Annotated in this window: 16 protein-coding genes; 6 read left to right on the top strand and 10 right to left on the bottom strand. The window is 65.3% G+C overall.

The features are described from left to right. Positions 1-26: 26 nt before the first annotated feature. Genes alr through radA form a run of 5 tightly spaced genes read right to left on the bottom strand, consistent with a single transcriptional unit; the run spans position 27 to position 5063 of the window. On the bottom strand, positions 27-1064 hold the full coding sequence (alr, locus tag K3172_RS09540) for an alanine racemase (RefSeq protein WP_221589461.1): 1038 nt from the start codon (positions 1062-1064) through the stop codon (positions 27-29). Continuing rightward, on the bottom strand, positions 1057-2679 hold the full coding sequence (locus K3172_RS09535) for an MFS transporter (RefSeq protein ID WP_221589459.1): 1623 nt from the start codon (positions 2677-2679) through the stop codon (positions 1057-1059). The genes alr and K3172_RS09535 overlap by 8 nt, the downstream gene beginning before the upstream one ends. Positions 2680-2719: 40 nt before the next feature. Then, a complete protein-coding gene (locus K3172_RS09530) occupies positions 2720-3160 on the bottom strand; it encodes an iron-sulfur cluster assembly scaffold protein (RefSeq protein WP_221589457.1) in 441 nt (146 codons plus the stop codon). Then, positions 3157-3681: a CvpA family protein gene (locus K3172_RS09525; protein WP_221589455.1), complete on the bottom strand. Its 525-nt coding sequence runs from the start codon at positions 3679-3681 to the stop codon at positions 3157-3159. Before K3172_RS09525 ends, K3172_RS09530 begins: the two co-directional genes overlap by 4 nt. A gap of 14 nt (positions 3682-3695) precedes the next feature. Next, positions 3696-5063, bottom strand: coding sequence for a DNA repair protein RadA (radA, locus tag K3172_RS09520; RefSeq protein ID WP_221589453.1), 1368 nt, complete (start codon positions 5061-5063; stop codon positions 3696-3698). A gap of 69 nt (positions 5064-5132) precedes the next feature. Here radA and K3172_RS09515 point away from each other — a divergent pair, with 69 nt between their 5' ends. Beyond that, complete coding sequence (locus tag K3172_RS09515) at positions 5133-7439, top strand: patatin-like protein (RefSeq protein WP_221591087.1); 2307 nt, start codon at positions 5133-5135, stop codon at positions 7437-7439. Here K3172_RS09515 and K3172_RS09510 read toward each other — a convergent pair. The 3 genes from K3172_RS09510 to dnaK form a co-directional block, all read right to left on the bottom strand. Beyond that, complete coding sequence (locus K3172_RS09510; RefSeq protein WP_221589451.1) at positions 7436-8326, bottom strand: MBL fold metallo-hydrolase; 891 nt, start codon at positions 8324-8326, stop codon at positions 7436-7438. The two genes, K3172_RS09515 and K3172_RS09510, sit on opposite strands and share 4 nt — an antisense overlap. Positions 8327-8387: 61 nt before the next feature. After that, positions 8388-9506, bottom strand: coding sequence for a molecular chaperone DnaJ (gene dnaJ / locus K3172_RS09505; protein ID WP_221589449.1), 1119 nt, complete (start codon positions 9504-9506; stop codon positions 8388-8390). Between the two features lie 74 nt (positions 9507-9580). Further along, a complete protein-coding gene (gene dnaK / locus K3172_RS09500) occupies positions 9581-11509 on the bottom strand; it encodes a molecular chaperone DnaK (RefSeq protein ID WP_221589447.1) in 1929 nt (642 codons plus the stop codon). A gap of 187 nt (positions 11510-11696) precedes the next feature. Here dnaK and K3172_RS09495 point away from each other — a divergent pair, with 187 nt between their 5' ends. The 5 genes from K3172_RS09495 (at position 11697) to K3172_RS09475 (ending at position 15268) form a co-directional block, all read left to right on the top strand. After that, positions 11697-12179: a copper chaperone PCu(A)C gene (locus K3172_RS09495; protein ID WP_221589445.1), complete on the top strand. Its 483-nt coding sequence runs from the start codon at positions 11697-11699 to the stop codon at positions 12177-12179. A 113-nt stretch (positions 12180-12292) separates the two neighbouring features. Next, the gene (locus K3172_RS09490; protein WP_345725633.1) at positions 12293-12718 is read left to right on the top strand and encodes a vgr related protein; all 426 of its coding nucleotides are present in this window, start codon (positions 12293-12295) and stop codon (positions 12716-12718) included. A gap of 104 nt (positions 12719-12822) precedes the next feature. Beyond that, positions 12823-13989: a PrnB family protein gene (locus tag K3172_RS09485; protein WP_221589443.1), complete on the top strand. Its 1167-nt coding sequence runs from the start codon at positions 12823-12825 to the stop codon at positions 13987-13989. Between the two features lie 62 nt (positions 13990-14051). Further along, the gene (locus K3172_RS09480; RefSeq protein ID WP_221589441.1) at positions 14052-14450 is read left to right on the top strand and encodes a hypothetical protein; all 399 of its coding nucleotides are present in this window, start codon (positions 14052-14054) and stop codon (positions 14448-14450) included. Between the two features lie 86 nt (positions 14451-14536). After that, on the top strand, positions 14537-15268 hold the full coding sequence (locus tag K3172_RS09475; protein ID WP_221589440.1) for a hypothetical protein: 732 nt from the start codon (positions 14537-14539) through the stop codon (positions 15266-15268). Between the two features lie 7 nt (positions 15269-15275). Here the strand turns inward: K3172_RS09475 and K3172_RS09470 are convergent, their stop codons facing one another. After that, positions 15276-17027, bottom strand: a complete 1752-nt coding sequence (locus tag K3172_RS09470) for a DUF885 domain-containing protein (protein WP_221589438.1) — start codon at positions 17025-17027, stop codon at positions 15276-15278. Between the two features lie 22 nt (positions 17028-17049). Next, a complete protein-coding gene (grpE, locus tag K3172_RS09465) occupies positions 17050-17640 on the bottom strand; it encodes a nucleotide exchange factor GrpE (protein WP_425594702.1) in 591 nt (196 codons plus the stop codon). Position 17641: the final 1 nt, after the last annotated feature.

The following is a 17641-nucleotide window of genomic DNA, read 5'->3' as shown; positions in this document are numbered from 1 at the left end:
ACAAGATGCGGTGCAACATGAAGCGGTCAGTGCTTCAGGCGCTGTCCCAGGACCGTCAGCAATTCATATTGCGAAAGAGCGGTTTGCTGCGCAGCATCGGGCAGGTTGTAGGGCAGTTCGACCCAGTCCCCCTCGCCGATATCCGGCGCGTCCGACAGGCCGATCACGATCATGTCCATCGACACTTTACCGAGGATCGACAGGCGGCTTTGGCCGTGTACGAAATGCGCCCCGCTCCAGCTGCGCAGGATGCCGTCTGCATAGCCCAGCGAGACCACGCCGATGCGCATGTCCGCCGGGGCGGTGAAGGTCGCGTTGTAGCCGACGCTCTCCCCCGCCCCGATCCGGCGGGTCTGGATGATGGCGGCTTCGGGCGAAGCGACCTGCCGTATGCGTCCGGCGAATTCCGGACGCGGAACGCCGCCGTAAAGCGCGAGGCCCGGGCGGGTGAGGTCGAAGTGATAGTCGTTGCCGAGAGCGACGCCGGCGCTGTTGGCAAGGCTGGCCTGCGCGTGTCGCACGAGCGGAAGAGCCGCGCGAAACCGCTCGAGCTGGCGCGCGTTCATCGCGCTGTCCTCGTCGGCGCAGGCGAGGTGGCTCATGATTACCTGCACGTCGAGCGCCTGGACGGCGGGATCGGTGAGCTCATCCGGCGACAGGCCGAGGCGGTTGATGCCGGTATCGACCATCAGGTGGCACGCCCCGCCCCCGCTTTCGGCCCAGAGCTTCGCTTGGCGCAGACTGTCGATCACCGGACGCACGCCGGTCGACCGCGCATAGGCGGCTTCCTCGGTGCTGCGCGGTCCGTGCAGGACGGACAAGTGCTCGGGTGGAACATGGTTGAGCACCGCGGGGACCTCCGACCAATGTGCCACGAAGAAATCCCGGCATCCCACATCGCGCAGCACCGGCACGCAGCTCGACACGCCGAGCCCATAGCAATCGGCCTTAACCGCAGCTCCGGCCCTCGCCGGTCGGGACATGGTGTCGAGCGTACGCCAGTTGTGCGCGAGCGCATCGATATCGAGGCGCAGCCGCAGGCTCGGCGGCGGAAGGTCAGCCATGGGCGTCTTCGAAATCCTTCGGCGGACCGTCGGGAATGCCCCACCAGGCAACGATCAGGCCGAACGCCATGACCACCCAGCAATACCACAATCCGGCATAGGCATCGCCGGTGATGGCGACGATGTAGCCGGCGATCAGCGGCAGGAACCCACCGAGGTAGCCCGCGCCGATGTGATAGGGGATCGACATCGAGCTGTAGCGGATGCGCGCCGGAAACATCTCTGCCAGGAGCGCCGCGACCGAGCCATAGGTCAGCGCCGAGAGCAGGCCGAGCGCGCACAGGAGCGCCACGATGCCGACGAGGTTGATGAACGGGGGACTCTGCCGCGAGAAGTCGTAGCCGCGTTCCTCCAGCGCGCCTTGCAGGGCCGCCTTGCGGTCGGCGTCATCGGCAGTGTCCAATGCGAGTTGCGTGCCGCCCACGCTGACCCGCGCCGGGCCTGCCGGATCGGCGAGATCGTAACTGACCCCTAGCGACGTCAGGTCCGCCAGCACGCGCCCGCATTCGGTCGCCTGAACGTCGGCGAAGGGATCGAAGGTGCAGCCCTCGCCCGCGACACTGACCGGCGCCCGCTCCGCCGCAGCGGCGAGACCCGGATTGCTGAGTGCGCCGAGACCCCAGAAAATCGGGAAAAGGAAAACGAGCGTGGCGATTGCACCGATTATGATCGGCTTCTTGCGTCCCACACGGTCGGACCATTTGCCGACCATGATGTAGAAGCTCATCGAGATGAGGCCCGCGATAAGCACCGTCCATTCGGTTACCGTCTCGTCGATCCGCATCGGGCCGCGGAGGAAGGACAGGCCATAGAAGAAGGCCGTGTACCAGATGACGGTCAGCACGCCTGCAACCCCGAACAGCGCGACGAAGATGCGTCGCTTGTTGCCGGGATAGGTGAAGCTCTCGATGAACGGGTTGCCGGCGGTCTCGCCCGCTTCCTTCATGGCCTGGAACACCGGGCTTTCCGAGAGCTTGAGGCGCATCCACAGGGAAATGCCGAGGAGGATGATCGAGAGCAGGAACGGAATGCGCCAGCCCCAGGCGGCGAAGTCGTCTGCCGGGATCAGGGCGCGGCACAGGATCACGACGATGATCGAGAGCACGAAGCCGCCGACCACGCTGGCCTGGATGAAGCTGGTGTAGAAGCCGCGCTTCTCCGGCGGCGCATGTTCGGCAACGTAGATCGCCGCGCCGCCATACTCGCCACCCAGCGCGAGGCCCTGCAGGATGCGTAGGCCGATGACGATGATCGGCGCGACGATGCCGATGCTGGCGGCACTGGGGATCAGGCCGACGCCCGCCGTGGCAATGCCCATCAGCGTCACCGTGACGAGGAAGGTGTACTTGCGTCCTAGACGATCGCCGAGGAAGCCGAACAAGATCGCCCCCAGCGGGCGGAAGCCGAAGCCGACGGCGAACCCGGCCCAGACCAGCAGGATCTCAAGCGTCTCGTTGTCGCTCGGGAAGAAGGCCGCGCCGATCAGTCCCGCAAGCGTGCCGTAGATGAAGAAATCGTACCATTCGAAGATCGTGCCCGCGCTGCTCGCGGCGATGACGAGGCGGATTTCCTTGTCGGTCGGTTCCCTTTGCAAGGCAGTGGTGCCCCCGGACATGCGTCGCTCCCCAAGCTCTTTCTTCACTGTGGAAGAGGGTCTAGCGAGCGCTCTCGGCCTTGGAAAGCGCGTCGAGTGCGGCTCTCCACGGGAGCAGGATGGCCTCGTGACGGCCCTTGTGCGGTCGCGCCGGTTCCAGCAGTTCGAGCCGAGGGAGGATGCTGCTGGGTGCCTTGCCCTCCAGCCAGCTGCCAAGCTCATGTAGCACGCTGCCGACTTCGCCGATGCCCATTTCGCGCGCCTCACGGGCGAAGATCGCTGCGGACGCCTGGCCCACCGCGCAAGCACTGACCCTCATCCCGATACCGAAGAGGCGTGCCTCGGAATCGCAATCGGCGCTCAAAGCTATCGTGCTGCCGCAGGTCCGCGAACGGGCCTGCCCCTGAAGCGGCGCCGCAGGATCGAAGGGAAAATCAGCCAGCTCGACCGCCAGGGCGAGCATCGCCGGCGAGTATAGCGCCGCGCGCGGCGAGCCGCTCATTCTTCGGCTGCGTCCTCTTCGCCGCGCAGGCGCGCCCGCCGTTCGGCCAGCACCTCCACCAAGCTGCGCGAACTGGAATCGACCAATTCGTAACTGCGCGCAGTCGTCATCCACGCCGGGCGGCCCTTGTAGCTCCAGACGGTGTCATATCCGAGCACCAGCAGCGAAAAGGCGAGCACGCTGATGACGATTCCCTTGAGTGCCCCGAACCCGAAGCCAAGCACGCGGTCTATCGGGCCGAGGACCGAATTGCGCGAGGCCGCGCCGACATTGTTCGCGATCACCTTCATCGCTGCATAGGGAATCAGGAGCAGCAACGCGAAGGCCAGCAGGGACGTGGTCACGTCCGCGCCCAGAAAGTCCTGCATAGCCAGCGTAAGCGGCGTGTGCAGATACTTGATCGCGAACACCGCCAGCACCCAGGCGGCCAGCGACAGGACTTCCTGCACGAAGCCGCGCATGAAGCCGCCGACCGCTGCGACGCCCACGACAAACAGAAGGATGAGATCGAAACCCGTCATGACCCGTGGGAGGGTTATGCGCTCCCGACGACCCGGTCAACGAGGTTGGCGAGTTGTCCCAAGCCTGTGTAGTCGAGCTCCGTCTTCCCCAGTTTCGGGTCGGCCGGTCCGTAACCCTTGGTAAATCCCAGCTTGGCAGCCTCGCGCAGGCGCAAGCCGCCGTGCGCCACCGGCCGGATTTCGCCCGCGAGCGACACTTCCCCGAGCCACACGCTGCGATCGGGTAGCGGGCGGTCGGCAAGCGCGCTGACGAGTGCTGCGGCGACGGCGAGATCGGCGGCCGGATCGGACAGGCGGTAGCCCCCCGCCACGTTGAGATAGACTTCTGCCGAGCTGAAATTCAGGCCGCAGCGCGATTCGAGCACGGCCAGCAGCATCGCCAGTCGCCCGCTGTCCCAGCCAACCACCGAGCGCCGCGGGGTCGCGCCCGATTGCAGGCGGACGATCAGCGCCTGGATTTCGACCAGCACCGGCCGCGTGCCCTCGATCGCCGGGAAGATCGCGCTCCCTGCCATCGGTTCGTCGCGGCCGGAGAGGAACAGCATGGAGGGATTGGCAACTTCCTCCAGCCCCTCGCCCGCCATCGAGAACACGCCGATCTCGTCCACCGCGCCGAAGCGGTTCTTGAGCGCGCGCAGGATGCGGTACTGGTGGCTCCGCTCGCCCTCGAAGCTCATGACGACGTCGACCATGTGTTCGAGCACGCGCGGTCCCGCGATGGTCCCGTCCTTGGTGACATGGCCGACCAGCACCAGCGCGACGTTGTTTTCCTTGGCATAGCGGATCAGTTCGAAGGCGCAGCCGCGCACCTGGCTCACGGTGCCCGGCGCACCCTCGATCGTGTCCGAATGCATGGTCTGGATCGAATCGATCACGAGGAATGCGGGCGCTTCCATCTGGCCCAGCGTGGTGAGGATATCGCGGACACCGGTCGCCGCTGCGAGCTTCACCGGTGCGTCGGACAGCCCGAGACGGGCGGCGCGCATCCTGACCTGTCCGGTCGCTTCCTCCCCGCTGACATAAACCACACTGTGGCCTGCGCGCGCGATCTTGCCCGCGGCCTGCAAGAGAAGCGTGGATTTGCCGATCCCGGGATCGCCGCCCATGAGGATCGCGGAGCCCGGAACGAGCCCGCCGCCGAGCGCGCGATCGAACTCTGCAAGTCCCGTCGGCTGCCGCGTCGGCAGCGCACCGGGCTTGTCGAGATCGACGAACTCGACCGCCCTGCCCCCGCTCGATAGGTCATGCTTAAGCGAGAAGACCGTCGCGGGCGCATCCTCGACCAGCGTGTTCCACTCCGCGCAGTCCGCGCACTGGCCCTGCCAGCGGTGCGAGACACTGCCACAGGCCTGGCAGACATAGCGTTTCTTGGGCTTGGCCATGGCGCCTGCTAACCGGAACATTTGCGGAACGCAATTGCCTTTGGCGTTTTATCCGTGCAAACCACCGGCATGCGCCAGAAGGAATTGCGAATAGCGCTGGTATGTTACGGGGGCATCAGCCTGGCGGTCTACATGCACGGCGTCACGCGTGAGCTGTGGCAGTTGGCGCGCGCGAGCCGGGATTTCCACACCGATGGCGCACCGCGCAGCGGCGTCGACGCGGTCTATCGCAACCTTCTCGAGCGCATCCAGGAAGAGCATGGGCTGCGCCTGAGGGTCATGCCCGACATCATGAGCGGAGCCAGCGCGGGCGGGATCAACGCCGTCTTCCTCGCGCAGGCGATCCATTCGGGCCAGTCGCTCGAGCCGCTGACCGATTTGTGGCTGGAGGTTGCGGACGTCGATCAGCTGGTCGATCCCGCCGCCCGCCTGCGCTGGCGCCTGTCGAAGATCTGGGCGCAGCCTTTCGCCAACTGGCTGCTCAGCCGGCCAGGCAGCGACATGGCGCACACCGTCGCGCAGGAAACGCGGCGCGAGGTCGAACGCAAGGTTTCGCACCTGATCCGCGGGCGGTGGTTCGAACCGCCTTTCTCGGGGCTGGGCTTTTCCAAACTGCTGGAAAGGGCCTTTGCCGCGATGGAGCAGACCAGGGCGGAAGGGCCGCTGCTCCCGCCCGGCCACCCGCTCGACCTCTATGTCACGGCAACCGATTTCCACGGTTACATGGAATTGCTGCACCTCCACAGTCCGCCGGTGGTCGAGGATACCGAACACCGTATGCCGATCTCGTTCCGCGTGCGCACGCCGGTGCATGGTGGGGAGAACCTGGCCAATCCGCTCGAACTGGTGTTCGCGGCGCGGGCCACGGCAAGTTTCCCCGGCGCGTTTCCGCCGCTGCGCCTGGAGGAAATGGACGCGCTGTCGGAAGCCAGCGGGCGCAGCTGGCCGGGACGCGACGCATTCCTCGAACGGATCATGCCCATCCATGTGATGCGCGACACCATCGACAATGTTTCGCTGATCGACGGGTCGGTGCTTGTCAACAAACCCTTCGGCGGGGCGATCGAGGCCTTGCGCGGGCGGCCCGCCCAGCGCGAAGTGGACCGCCGGTTCATTTATGTCGATCCGCGGCCTGACCGCTTCGGCGGGGCGGATGGCATCAAGCACGAGCCGGTCGGCTTTTTCAGTGCCATTTTCGGATCGCTTTCCACCCTCCCGCGCGAGCAGCCGATTCGCGACAACCTCGAGCAGCTAGAGCAGCAGACGCGCGAGGCGGAGCGTGTGACGCACATCGTTTCGCTCCTGCGTCCCGAGGTCGACGCTGCGGTCGAAAAGCTGTTCGGTCGGACCCTGTTCCTCGACAGCCCCACACCGGCGCGGCTTGGTGCCTGGCGGCGCAAGGCACAGCAAGCCGCGGCCGAACAGGCAGGATACGCCTTCCATTCCTATGCCCAGTCCAAGCTGAGCGGGATTGTCCAACGACTGGCCCGGCTCGCGCTGGCCGCCGCCCCGCGGCTCGGGTTGGAAGACAGCGGGCCGATCGAGGCGGCCCTGTGGGCGGAATTGCGGCGGCGCGGTCTCGACAGCCTGTCGGCACCGGGCGGGGGCGCGAGCCCGGAAGCGATCGCTTTCTTCCGCGAACACGACATCGGTTTCCGCATCCGGCGCCTGCGTCTCCTGCTGCGGCGCGCCGCGCGCGACTGGGAAGCCGATCCCGAAATCCCCGACGACGCGCTCGAGACGGCGCGCGACCATGTCTATTGGATCCTTTCGCTCTATTTCGAAAAGGAAGGGGTCACGCCGCTCGGCCCGGCTTTCGAGGCGGTGGCCGAGAATGTGCTCGCCGATCCCGGCACGCTGCTCGACATGCTGGAAGCCAAGCGTCTCCTGCCCGAAATCGACGACCGGGCGGAAGCCATGCTGGCGGCGGCGCTCGAACAGATGCCGAAGAACCTGCGGCGGCGCATGCTGCTCGCCTATCTCGGCTTCCCCTATTACGACGTCGCCACCCTGCCCTTGTCGCGCAACGAAGGGCTGACCGAGTTCGACGCGGTCAAGGTAGACCGGATCAGTCCGGACGATGCCAAGAGCATCCGCGAAGGCGGCACGCAGGCTACCTTGCGCGGGATCGAATTCTACAATTTCGGGGCGTTTTTCAGCCGCGCCTATCGCGAGAACGACTATCTCTGGGGCCGCCTGCACGGTGCGGAGCGAATGATCGACCTCGTCTGCTCGACCTTCCCCGAGCCGTTCGAATGCCGCGAGCTGAAACGCGATGCCTTCCACGCCATCCTCGACGAGGAGCAGGCCGCAGGCCGCTGCGCCGCCGAGCTGATCGACGGCCTGCGCCGTGAGGTGAGCGAACGCCTCCCCTAGTCGGCGCGGGCGTCGAGACTGCGGTAGATCGCGGTGGCGAACCCGTCGGCATCGATGAAGCCTTCGCCGCGATCGAAGCCGGCAAGCGGCTTGGCAGCCACCGCCTGCTCGAGCGTCATCCCCTCATCCTGCAGCGCCCGCACCCGCTCGACGGCCTGCCCGACCATCGCGCGATAGGCGACCAGTTCCGCCTTGTTCGACATCGGGCCGTGTCCGGGGATCACTTTCGTATCCGTGTCGATCATCCGGATGACGGCATCGAGCGAATTCATCGCGTCGATCACGTTGCCGCCGGATTCGGTGTCGATGAAGGGAAAGCCGGGGATGTTGAAATAGAGATCGCCCATGTGGACAACGTTGGCGCCGTGCCAGAACACCACGCTGTCGCCATCGGTGTGCCCGCCGCCTACGAACATCACATCGGTGCGATACCCGTTGAGATGGAGCGTGACGCCCTGATCGTAAGTCACCACCGGCAGCGCTTCTTTCGGCGCAGGCGGTACCGCCCGCTCGCCCGTGCTGCCTTCGGCAAGCCGGATGCGGACATTGTCGTGCGCGAAGATCAGCGCGCCCTTCTTGCCGAGGTTTTCGTTCCCGCCGGTGTGGTCGCCGTGCCAGTGGGTGTTGATGACGTAACCGACCGGATCGGCGCCGAGCCCGGCCACCGCCGCTTCGATCTGGCCCGTCAGCGGAGCGAACTGATCGTCGATCAGGACCGTGCCGTCCTCGCCGTGGCTCACGCCGATATTGCCGCCGGCCCCGAAGAGCACGGCAATGCCGGGCGCGACTTCTTCGGCGGTGATCTCGACATCGTCGAAATTGCGCTGGGCGGAAAGCGGCGCTGCGACGAAGGCAGCGACGGCGGCGAAAGCGATGGTCTTGTTCATGGCAGTCTCCCTCTGCCGCCCGTGCTAGGCGCGAGGGAGGATGCTGTCGAGCGGCGCGGCGTTATCCGCCGAACGCGTCCTTGAGCTTGTCGAAGAAGCCACGGCTTTCGGGACATTCGTCGCCGGTCTCCGTATCGCGGAACTGTTCCAGCAGCGTGCGCTGCTCCTTGGTCAGCTTGGTCGGCGTTTCGACCGCAATCTCGACCACCAAATCGCCGCGGCCCCGGCCCTGCAGGACCGGCATCCCGGCGCCGCGCTGGCGCAGCTGCTTGCCCGACTGAATGCCTGCCGGGATCTCGATCGTGACTTCATCGCCGTCGAGGTTGGGAATGTCGATCGATCCGCCGAGCGCGGCCTTGGTGAAGCTGATCGGAACCCGGGTCGCGAGGGTGGTGCCTTCGCGCTGGAAGATCGCGTGCGGCTTCACATGGACGAAGATGTAGAGGTCGCCCGGAGGCGCACCGCGCGGTCCGGCCTCGCCCTTGCCAGACAGGCGGATGCGAGTGCCGGTATCCACACCCGGCGGAATCTCGACTTCGAGCTTCTGGGGGCGATCGATCCGCCCCTCCCCGCCGCAATCGCGACACGGCGAGGTGATGACTTCGCCGCTGCCATGGCAGTTCGGGCATGGCCGTTCGACCACGAAGAAGCCCTGCTTCGCGCGAACCTGACCGCGCCCGTTGCACAGATTGCAAGTGCGGGCCCGGGTTCCGGGGGTTGCGCCCGAGCCGTGGCAGGTGTCGCAATTCTGCGAAACCTCGATCTCGAGTTCGGAAGACTTGCCGTGAAAAGCGTCCTCCAGCTCGATCTGCATGTCATACCGCAGATCGGCGCCGCGCCGGGGCTGCGCGCGGCCCCCACCGCCAAAGGCGCTGCCGAAGATCGTTTCGAAAATATCCCCGATATCGCCGAAATCGGCACCGGGATGGCCGCCGCCGGGGCCGCCGTTCTGGAACGCGGCGTGGCCGAAGCGGTCGTAAGCGGCGCGCTTTTGCGGGTCCTTGAGGCATTCGTAGGCGGCGCTCACCGCCTTGAACTTCGCCTCGTTCTCCTTGCACCCCTGATTGCGGTCGGGGTGATGTTGCATCGCGAGCTTGCGATAGGCGCTCTTGATGGTCGCGCCGTCCGCATCGCGGGACACGCCAAGCACTTCGTAAAAATCGGCTTCCATTGCAGACATAGTCGTTCCTGCCCCAAACCTAGCCGCCACCGGTGCGCTTGGACACCGGTGGCGGGTGGGTTTTCATCAGGCGATCAGTTCTTCGAGTCTTCGTCGACTTCCGAGAACTCGGCGTCGACCACGTCCTCGTCGCCCGCAGCCGCTTCGCTGCCGGCGTCGCCTTCCGGAGCGGCCGAGGCGCTGGCCTGCTCCTTTTCGTAGATCGACTGGCCCATCTTCATGGCGGCCTGCGTCAGTTCCTGGGCAGCCGAGTTGATCGCTGCCGCATCGTCGCCCTCGAGCGCGGTCTTCACGGCCGCGACCTTGGTTTCGACTTCGGACTTCAGCGCGGCGTCGATCTTGTCGCCATGCTCCTCGAGCTGCTTTTCGGTGGAGTGCACCAGGCTGTCGGCCTGGTTGCGCGCCTCCGCGCTCTCGCGGCGCTTCTTGTCTTCCTCGGCGAACTTCTCCGCATCCTGCACCATCTGATCGATGTCGGCGTCGGAGAGACCGCCCGAGGCCTGAATGCGGATTTGCTGTTCCTTGCCAGTACCCTTGTCCTTCGCGCTGACATTCACGATACCGTTGGCGTCAATGTCGAAAGTTACTTCGATCTGCGGCACGCCGCGCGGTGCTGCAGGGATGCCCACGAGGTCGAACTGGCCGAGCAGCTTGTTGTCAGCCGCCATCTCGCGCTCGCCCTGGAATACGCGGATAGTCACCGCCTGCTGGTTGTCCTCAGCGGTCGAATAGGTCTGCGTCTTCTTGGTCGGGATCGTCGTGTTGCGGTCGATCATGCGAGTGAACACGCCGCCCAGCGTCTCGATGCCCAGCGACAGCGGGGTCACGTCGAGCAGCAGCACATCCTTGACGTCGCCCTGCAGGACGCCGGCCTGGATGGCCGCACCCATGGCCACGACTTCATCGGGATTGACGCCGGTGTGCGGCTTCTTGCCGAAGAACTCCTCGACCACTTCGCGCACCTTGGGCATGCGGGTCATGCCGCCGACGAGGACCACTTCGTCCACGCCGCCCTTGTCGATGCCAGCGTCGGCCAGCGCCTTCTTGCAGGGTTCGAGCGTGCGCTTGATGAGGTCGCCGACCAGCTGCTCCAGCTTGGAGCGGGTGAGCGTCTCGACGAGGTGCAGCGGGGTGGTCGCGCCGCCTTCCATGCGCGCGGTGATGAAGGGCAGGTTGATTTCGGTCTGGGCCGAGCTCGACAGTTCGATCTTGGCCTTTTCCGCGGCTTCCTTCAGGCGCTGAAGAGCGAGCTTGTCGGTCTTCAGGTCCATGTTTTCCTTCTTCTTGAACTCGTCCGCGAGATATTCGACGATCGCGCTGTCGAAATCCTCACCGCCCAAGAAGGTGTCGCCATTGGTCGACTTCACTTCGAACACGCCATCGCCGATCTCCAGGATCGAGACGTCGAAGGTGCCGCCGCCAAGGTCGTAGACGGCGATGGTCTTGCCGTCTTCCTTGTCCATGCCATAGGCGAGCGCCGCGGCAGTCGGCTCGTTGATGATGCGCAGCACTTCGAGGCCCGCGATCTGGCCGGCGTCCTTGGTCGCCTGGCGCTGCGCGTCGTTGAAGTATGCGGGAACGGTGATGACGGCCTGCGTCACGGTTTCGCCGAGATAGCTCTCGGCGGTTTCCTTCATCTTCTGGAGGATGAAGGCGGAAACCTGGCTGGGCGAATAGTCTTCGCCGCCGGCCTTGACCCATGCGTCGCCATTCTTGCCCTTGACGATGTCGTAAGGAACGAGATCCATGTCCTTCTTGGTGGTCGGATCGTCGAACCGGCGGCCGATCAGGCGCTTGATCGCGAAGAGCGTGTTGTCCGGGTTGGTGACGGCCTGGCGCTTGGCAGGCTGGCCGATCAGGCGCTCGCCATCCTTGGTGAAGGCGACGATCGAAGGCGTCGTGCGGGCGCCTTCCGAATTCTCGATGACCTTGGGCTTGCCGCCGTCCATCACGGCGACACAGCTGTTGGTGGTGCCGAGGTCGATACCGATTACTTTAGCCATGGTTTCCCCATCAGTTGCTTCGTTGGACACCGCTCTGTCGGTCCCCCACTCAGGGCGGGACCACTCGGCGGCTCGTTCGAGTGGTGTGTTAGGTGTGTGTTACTGAGGCGATATAGGAGCGGTTTCTCTTGGCACAAGGGAGGTCGCCCGCTAGTTTTTCGCCCCTGTTCAGGACGGAGACAAATCCATGAAATTCGCGCGTTTCGCCACCCTTGCCCTTGCTGTCGCAGCCCTGCCGCTGGCCGGATGCTCGGGCGGCGATACCCCTACCGAGGCCGCTGAGGATGCCAACCCCACCGGACTCGAAGTCAGCGATGCCCGGCTCGTCCTGCCGGCCGTCTCGGGCAATCCGGGCGCGATCTACATGACGGTTACCAATGCCGGCGAGCGCAATGTCGCGATCCGCGGCACCTCGGTCGAAGGCGCGAGCAGCGCGCAGATTCATGACACGGTGGAATCTGCCGGGGAAATGGTCATGGGCGAGATGGGCCAGGTCATGGTTGCCGCTGGCGAAAGCGCCAGTTTCGAGCCGGGTGGCAAGCATATCATGGCCTTCGACTTAGATCCGTCCCTGACGGCGGGCGGCACCACCGCCCTCACGCTCACCATCGTCGGCGGCAAGACCATGACAACCGACATTGCCGTCATCGGCGCGGGGGATGATCGCTGAGCGACCTGCGCGACACGCTCGGGGTCGAAAGCCACGCGGAGGACGTTCCCGCTTCCTGTCCGGTCGGCGGCGAGCGGCCGCTGACGCCCGGCGAGGTCGCCCTCGCGCGATCAGTGTTCGGTACGGCCATCGCCTACGAGCGTGTCACCATCAGGCGGCGCAAGTGGTTTCCCTTCCAGCCCAAGCGGATCACGATGGCGCCGCGCGGGCACCTGCACTTCCACCCGGCCGGTGACGGCTATTGCGAGGACTTCTCGGTTGCCAGCCTGACGCGGCAGGGCCTCTTCATCCACGAGATGACGCATGTCTGGCAGGTGCAGACCAAGGGCCAGTGGTACCTCGTCACGCACCGCATGCCCTGGGCGCGCTATGATTACAGCCTGAAGCCCGGATGGTCGCTCGATCGCTACGGCATCGAACAGCAGGCCGATATCGTGAAGCACGCCTTCTGGCTCAGGAACGGGATGAAGCTCGCAGGGGCTCCCGATGTTGCGGCCTACGATTTGCTAGTGAACTTCCCGGGCGCTTCGTCGCGCTGATCCACAGCCTTGCCGTAGGGGCGCTTGAGCAAACCGGTTGCAATGGATACGAATGCACGCGTTGACCGGGCGGCCCAACCCGCGCCCGGCGATGAGTCACTCACATGGAGCTTTTCGACTACGGTATGAGCCGCGAGCGCGGCTACCTTTCGCAATACGAGATCGACGAGATCACGCTTCCCGAACACTTTGCACCCATCGTCAAGGCTGCTGCCAACCTCTCCGCACTCCTGACCAGCGGCCGCGTGCGGCACTTCCTCGACGCGCTGCCAGATCCCGATATCGGTGAGTGGGCCCTGAACGCGCCCGAAGAACAGGTCCGCACCGCCATGGTGCACTATTCCTTCCTCGTGCAGGGTTACGTCTGGGGTGAACCGACACCACCCGCGCACCTGCCGGCGAACCTTGCGCGCCCGATGTGCGCGCTCGCCGACCGTCTCGGCCAGGCCCCGCTCCTGCCCTACTCCGCCTATGTGCTCGACAATTGGTACCGGCTCGACAAGTCCGGCCCGGTCACGCTCGACAATATCGCGATGTACCAGAATTTCCTCGGCGGCGTGGACGAGAACTGGTTCGTGCTGGTCCATGTCGCGATCGAGGCTGAGGCCGGCGTCCTGCTCGACAATGCCGCAAGGCTGGTAACGGTAGCCAAGGACGGCGACGAGGCCGAGGCGACCAGCCTGCTGAAGCAAATGGACGAGGCGTGGGAGCGTATCTACGCCCATTTCGCCCGCATGCCCGAGCAATGCGATCCCTATGCCTATTTCCACCGTGTACGGCCCTATATCCATGGATGGGCAAACAATCCGGCGCTGGACGGCGGCGGCCTGATCTACGAGGGGATCGAGCGGTACGAAGGCAAGCCGCAGGCTTTCCGTGGCCAGACCGGCTCGCAATCCAGCATCGTCCCGGCGATGGACGCGCTGTTCCAGGTCGGCCACAGCGACGACCCGCTCAAGAGCTTCCTCGACGAGCTGCATCATTACCGCCCGGTCGAGCATCGCCGTTTCATCGAGGAACTCGCCGCGCAATCGACCCTGCGCGATTTCGTCTCGGCCAGCGACAATGCGGAGCTGAAGGCGGCTTTCAATGCCTGCGTGGAGCAATCCGCGCGCTTCCGCACACGGCACCTCGAATATGCCGCCAGCTATATCAACAAGCAGGCCGGCAGCATCGCGGGGAACGATCCCGATGTCGGCACCGGCGGCACGCCCTTCATGAAATACCTGAAGAAACACCGCGACGAAAACCGCGCGCAGGTGGTGGCTTAAGGCTTGCTTAGGTTGGTCTGCGATAACCGGGATCGCAGACCAACTTCAGGCTGACGGACGCAATGGACCACATCGGGCAACTCATCGAATTCAATTCGACGGCTTTTCCTCGCCAGCAGCAGGACGAGGAGCTGGTCAATTCGGACACGATGCATGGCCACGCCCTTTCGAAATTCATCGGCGACGCCCTCGAGCAGCGGGGGTTCGGCGAAATCCGCTATGTGGCCGAAGACTGGGGCTGGTGCTGTCTCCTCCCGAACGAAGGCTACGAACTCTTCTATGGCGTTTGCAGCTATGAGGTCGCCGAATTCATGATCCAGTTCAGCCCGTCCAGGCCGGTGATCCGCCGCCTGTTCCGGAAGATCGACGTGTCCGAGCGGCTCGGTAGGTTGCAACGGACCGTTTTCGAAATCCTCGAGAACGCGCCCGGTAGGACCCAAGGGCCCGACTGGACCAGCTAGCGCCGGGTCAGGACCGGCATTGCGCCTGCCCGTTCATCGCCGAAACAGCCCTTGGCAAGTATCGCAGGCCAGGTCAGGGGAGCATCATGAACAGGACAAAAGCCGGATTCGCGATCGCAGCCATGAGTGCGGCCCAGTTTGCAGCACCGGCGACCGGTCAGGACGAGCCGGCTCCGCACAGCCTGATCGAGGCTGCCTTCGCAAAGATCAGGACCGCCACGCCGGATATCGCGGCGGCATCCCTCGCCTGCTCGGCCAGCCAGCGACAGATGGTCGTGCTGGACGGTTCGCAGCTGCGCTATCCCTGCATGCTGCAGGACATCGTGACGGATAGCGGCGACGCGGCGATGGTCGTGACGCTGCTCCTGTCCGACGCTGCCGCCGTGGACAGCGATCCCACCCACTCTGGCAGCGACCCGTCCGATGGGTTCGCCGGCGAGCACGATCCGGCGTTGAAGGACGCGCAATCGGCCTATGTCGCGCGCGGATCGGAAACCTTCAGGGCAGATGTGATCCGTTCAGACCGGTTGCGTGAAGAGGATCGCGGCACCGGTCAGTCCGATGACCTCGCCAGGCGGCGTGCGGAAGCGCGCAGGCTGGAGGCGCAAGAGCAGGCAGCCGCATACCAGGCGGTCACCCGGTTCCTGGAACTGGCGGACGCGCAGGCGTTCTGCCCTGCAGAAGGTCGCGCCTTCCTGGCCCGCGCCATACAATATTCGACCAGCCCGCTCGAGCAGGACCGGATGGTCGGCCTGTGGGCGGACGCGCATCGCCATGCGCTCGAGCCCTATCTGAACGACCTCTCGCGCTGCCGCTGAGGCGGGTTCAGTCGTAGGTGGCCCCGGGCAGCCCCTGCCCGCCATCGGCGATGAAGGCATCGATTCGCGCTTCGAGAGCCGGGAGCGGCACGCTGCCCAGCGACAGCACCACATCGTGGAACTTGCGGATGTCGAACGCCGTACCAAGCTCCGCCTCCGCCTTAGCGCGCACCCGGCGAATGGTCATCTCGCCGAGTTTGTAGGCCAGCGCCTGGCCCGGCCAGCTGATGTAGCGATCGATTTCGGTGCCGACTTCGCGGTCCGACAGGGCGGTGTGGCTGGCGAGGTAGTCCACCGCCTGTTCGCGGGTCCAGCCATAGTGGTGGATGCCGGTGTCGATCACGAGCCGCGCGGCGCGCCACATCTCGTAGGACAGCTGGCCGAAGCGTTCGTAGGGCGTGCGATAGATGCCCATCTCGTTGCCGAGATACTCGATATAGAGCCCCCACCCCTCGCCGAAGCCGGAGAAATAGGTCTGCCGGCGGAAGCGCGGCGCATCGTCGCGCTCAAGCGCGATGGCCGCCTGGAAGGAATGGCCCGGCGTGCATTCGTGCATCGTCAGCGCAGGGATGTTGTAGACCGGGCGCGAAGGCAGGTCGTGGGTGTTGATCTGGCAATATTCGAGCCCGCCGCGCCCTGCGGTATAGAACGGCGCGATCGCCGGATCGACGGGCCGCAGACCGTGGCGATAGCGCGGCAGGAAGCCGAAATACTCGTCGAGCTTGTCGTCGACCCGCTTGGTCACATAGGCGGCAACGCCCATCAGCGCGTCGGGCGAGGCCGCCACGAATTGCGGATCGGTGCGCAGAAAGGCGATGAATTCTTCGAGCGTTCCGTCGAACCCGGCCTCCGCCTTGGCTTTTTCCATATCGGCGGTGATTCGCGCGACCTCTTCGAGACCGATCGTGTGGATTGCCTCGGCGCTCAGGTCGAGCGTCGTGTACTGGCGGATCTGCTGCGCGTAATAGGCCGCGCCCTCGGGGAACTCGCTCGCGCCCAGCGAGGTGCGGGCTTGCGGCAGGTACTCGTTGCGAAAGAAGGCGAGCCAGTCGGCATAGGCGGGCGTCACGCTTTCGCTGATCGCCTCGCGGCCTGCCGCTTCCAAGCGCGCCCGGTCGGCATCGGAGAAGCCCTGCGGCATGCTGGCGAAGGGCCGCCAGAATGGGCTCTGCTCCGGGTCGTCGACCACATAGGAGGCGATCGACACATCGCGCCCCTCCAGCGTCACGCGCGGCACCGAGAAGCCCCGTGCCAGCCCCGCCCGCGCATTCGCCATCTGCTCCACGAAATAGCGCGGGATGGCGTTCATCCGGCCGATGTAGTTCTCGTATTCCTCGACCGTCGAGAAGCCGCTGCCCGCCGCCAGGTAGGACCAGAAGTTGCTGTCGCTGTCGAAGGGCATCTCCCACTCGGCAAAGCGCGCATCGCCGATCTCCGCTTCGAGCAGCGTGCGCAGCACGAGCGCATTGGTCTGCGCCTCTTCCCCGAACTCCGCCGCATCGATCGCCTCGAGTCGGGCGAGAAACTGCTGGTACTGCGCCGCCCGCGCCCGATTCGCCTCGGGCGTCACACTTGAAAGAGTGCTGCCCTGCCGGATCGCCCCGCCCGCAGTTTCGCTCAGGCCATATTGTGCGAGCTGGTAGTCGTAATAGGCATCGGCCAGCGCGGCGAGCCGCTCATCGGCGGTCTCCTGTGCGCTCAGCGGGGTCGTCCAGGCAGAGGCGACGAGGACCGCCGCTCCGAAGAATGCAGTCCTCATCGTCCAATCTCCCCTTGGGATATCAGTCCGGCTTTTTCGCGACGCCGACCATGGCCGGGCGCAGCAGGCGGTCCTTGATCATGTAGCCGGCCTGCATTTCCTGCACGATCGTGCCGGGCTCCGCGTCTTGGGTCGGGACTTCCATCATCGCCTGGTGCTGGTTCGGATCGAGGGGCATGCCGGTCGAGGCGATGCGGGTGATGCCGTTCTGGCTGAAGACCTTTTCCAGCTCGCGCTGGGTCGCTTCGATCCCGGCGATGAAGTGCTTGGACTTCTCGTGCTCGCGCAATTCGTCGGGGATATGGTCGAGCGCGCGGGCGAGGTTGTCCGCCACGCTCAGGATGTCGCGGGCAAAGCCGGTCGCGGCATAGTTGCGCGCGTCCTGCACTTCCTTTTCCAGGCGGCGGCGCACGTTCTGCGTTTCGGCGCGGGCGTAGAGCACGTCCTGCATCGCAGCTTCGAGATCGTCCTTGAGCTTGCCCAGCGCCTCATCCAGCGACCCGTCTTCAGGTTCGCCGTCGTCGCGCAGATGCTCCGGCACGCCTTCCAGTTCGCGCGCCACTTCATCGTCGACCGCCTTGGTCTGCGGTTCGTCCTTGTTTTCGTCGATCACT

It is taken from the genome of Qipengyuania proteolytica (assembly GCF_019711565.1).
Lineage (GTDB): Bacteria > Pseudomonadota > Alphaproteobacteria > Sphingomonadales > Sphingomonadaceae > Qipengyuania > Qipengyuania proteolytica.
Note: the sequence above shows the minus strand (reverse complement) of the source record. Positions and strands in the feature narration are given on the sequence as shown.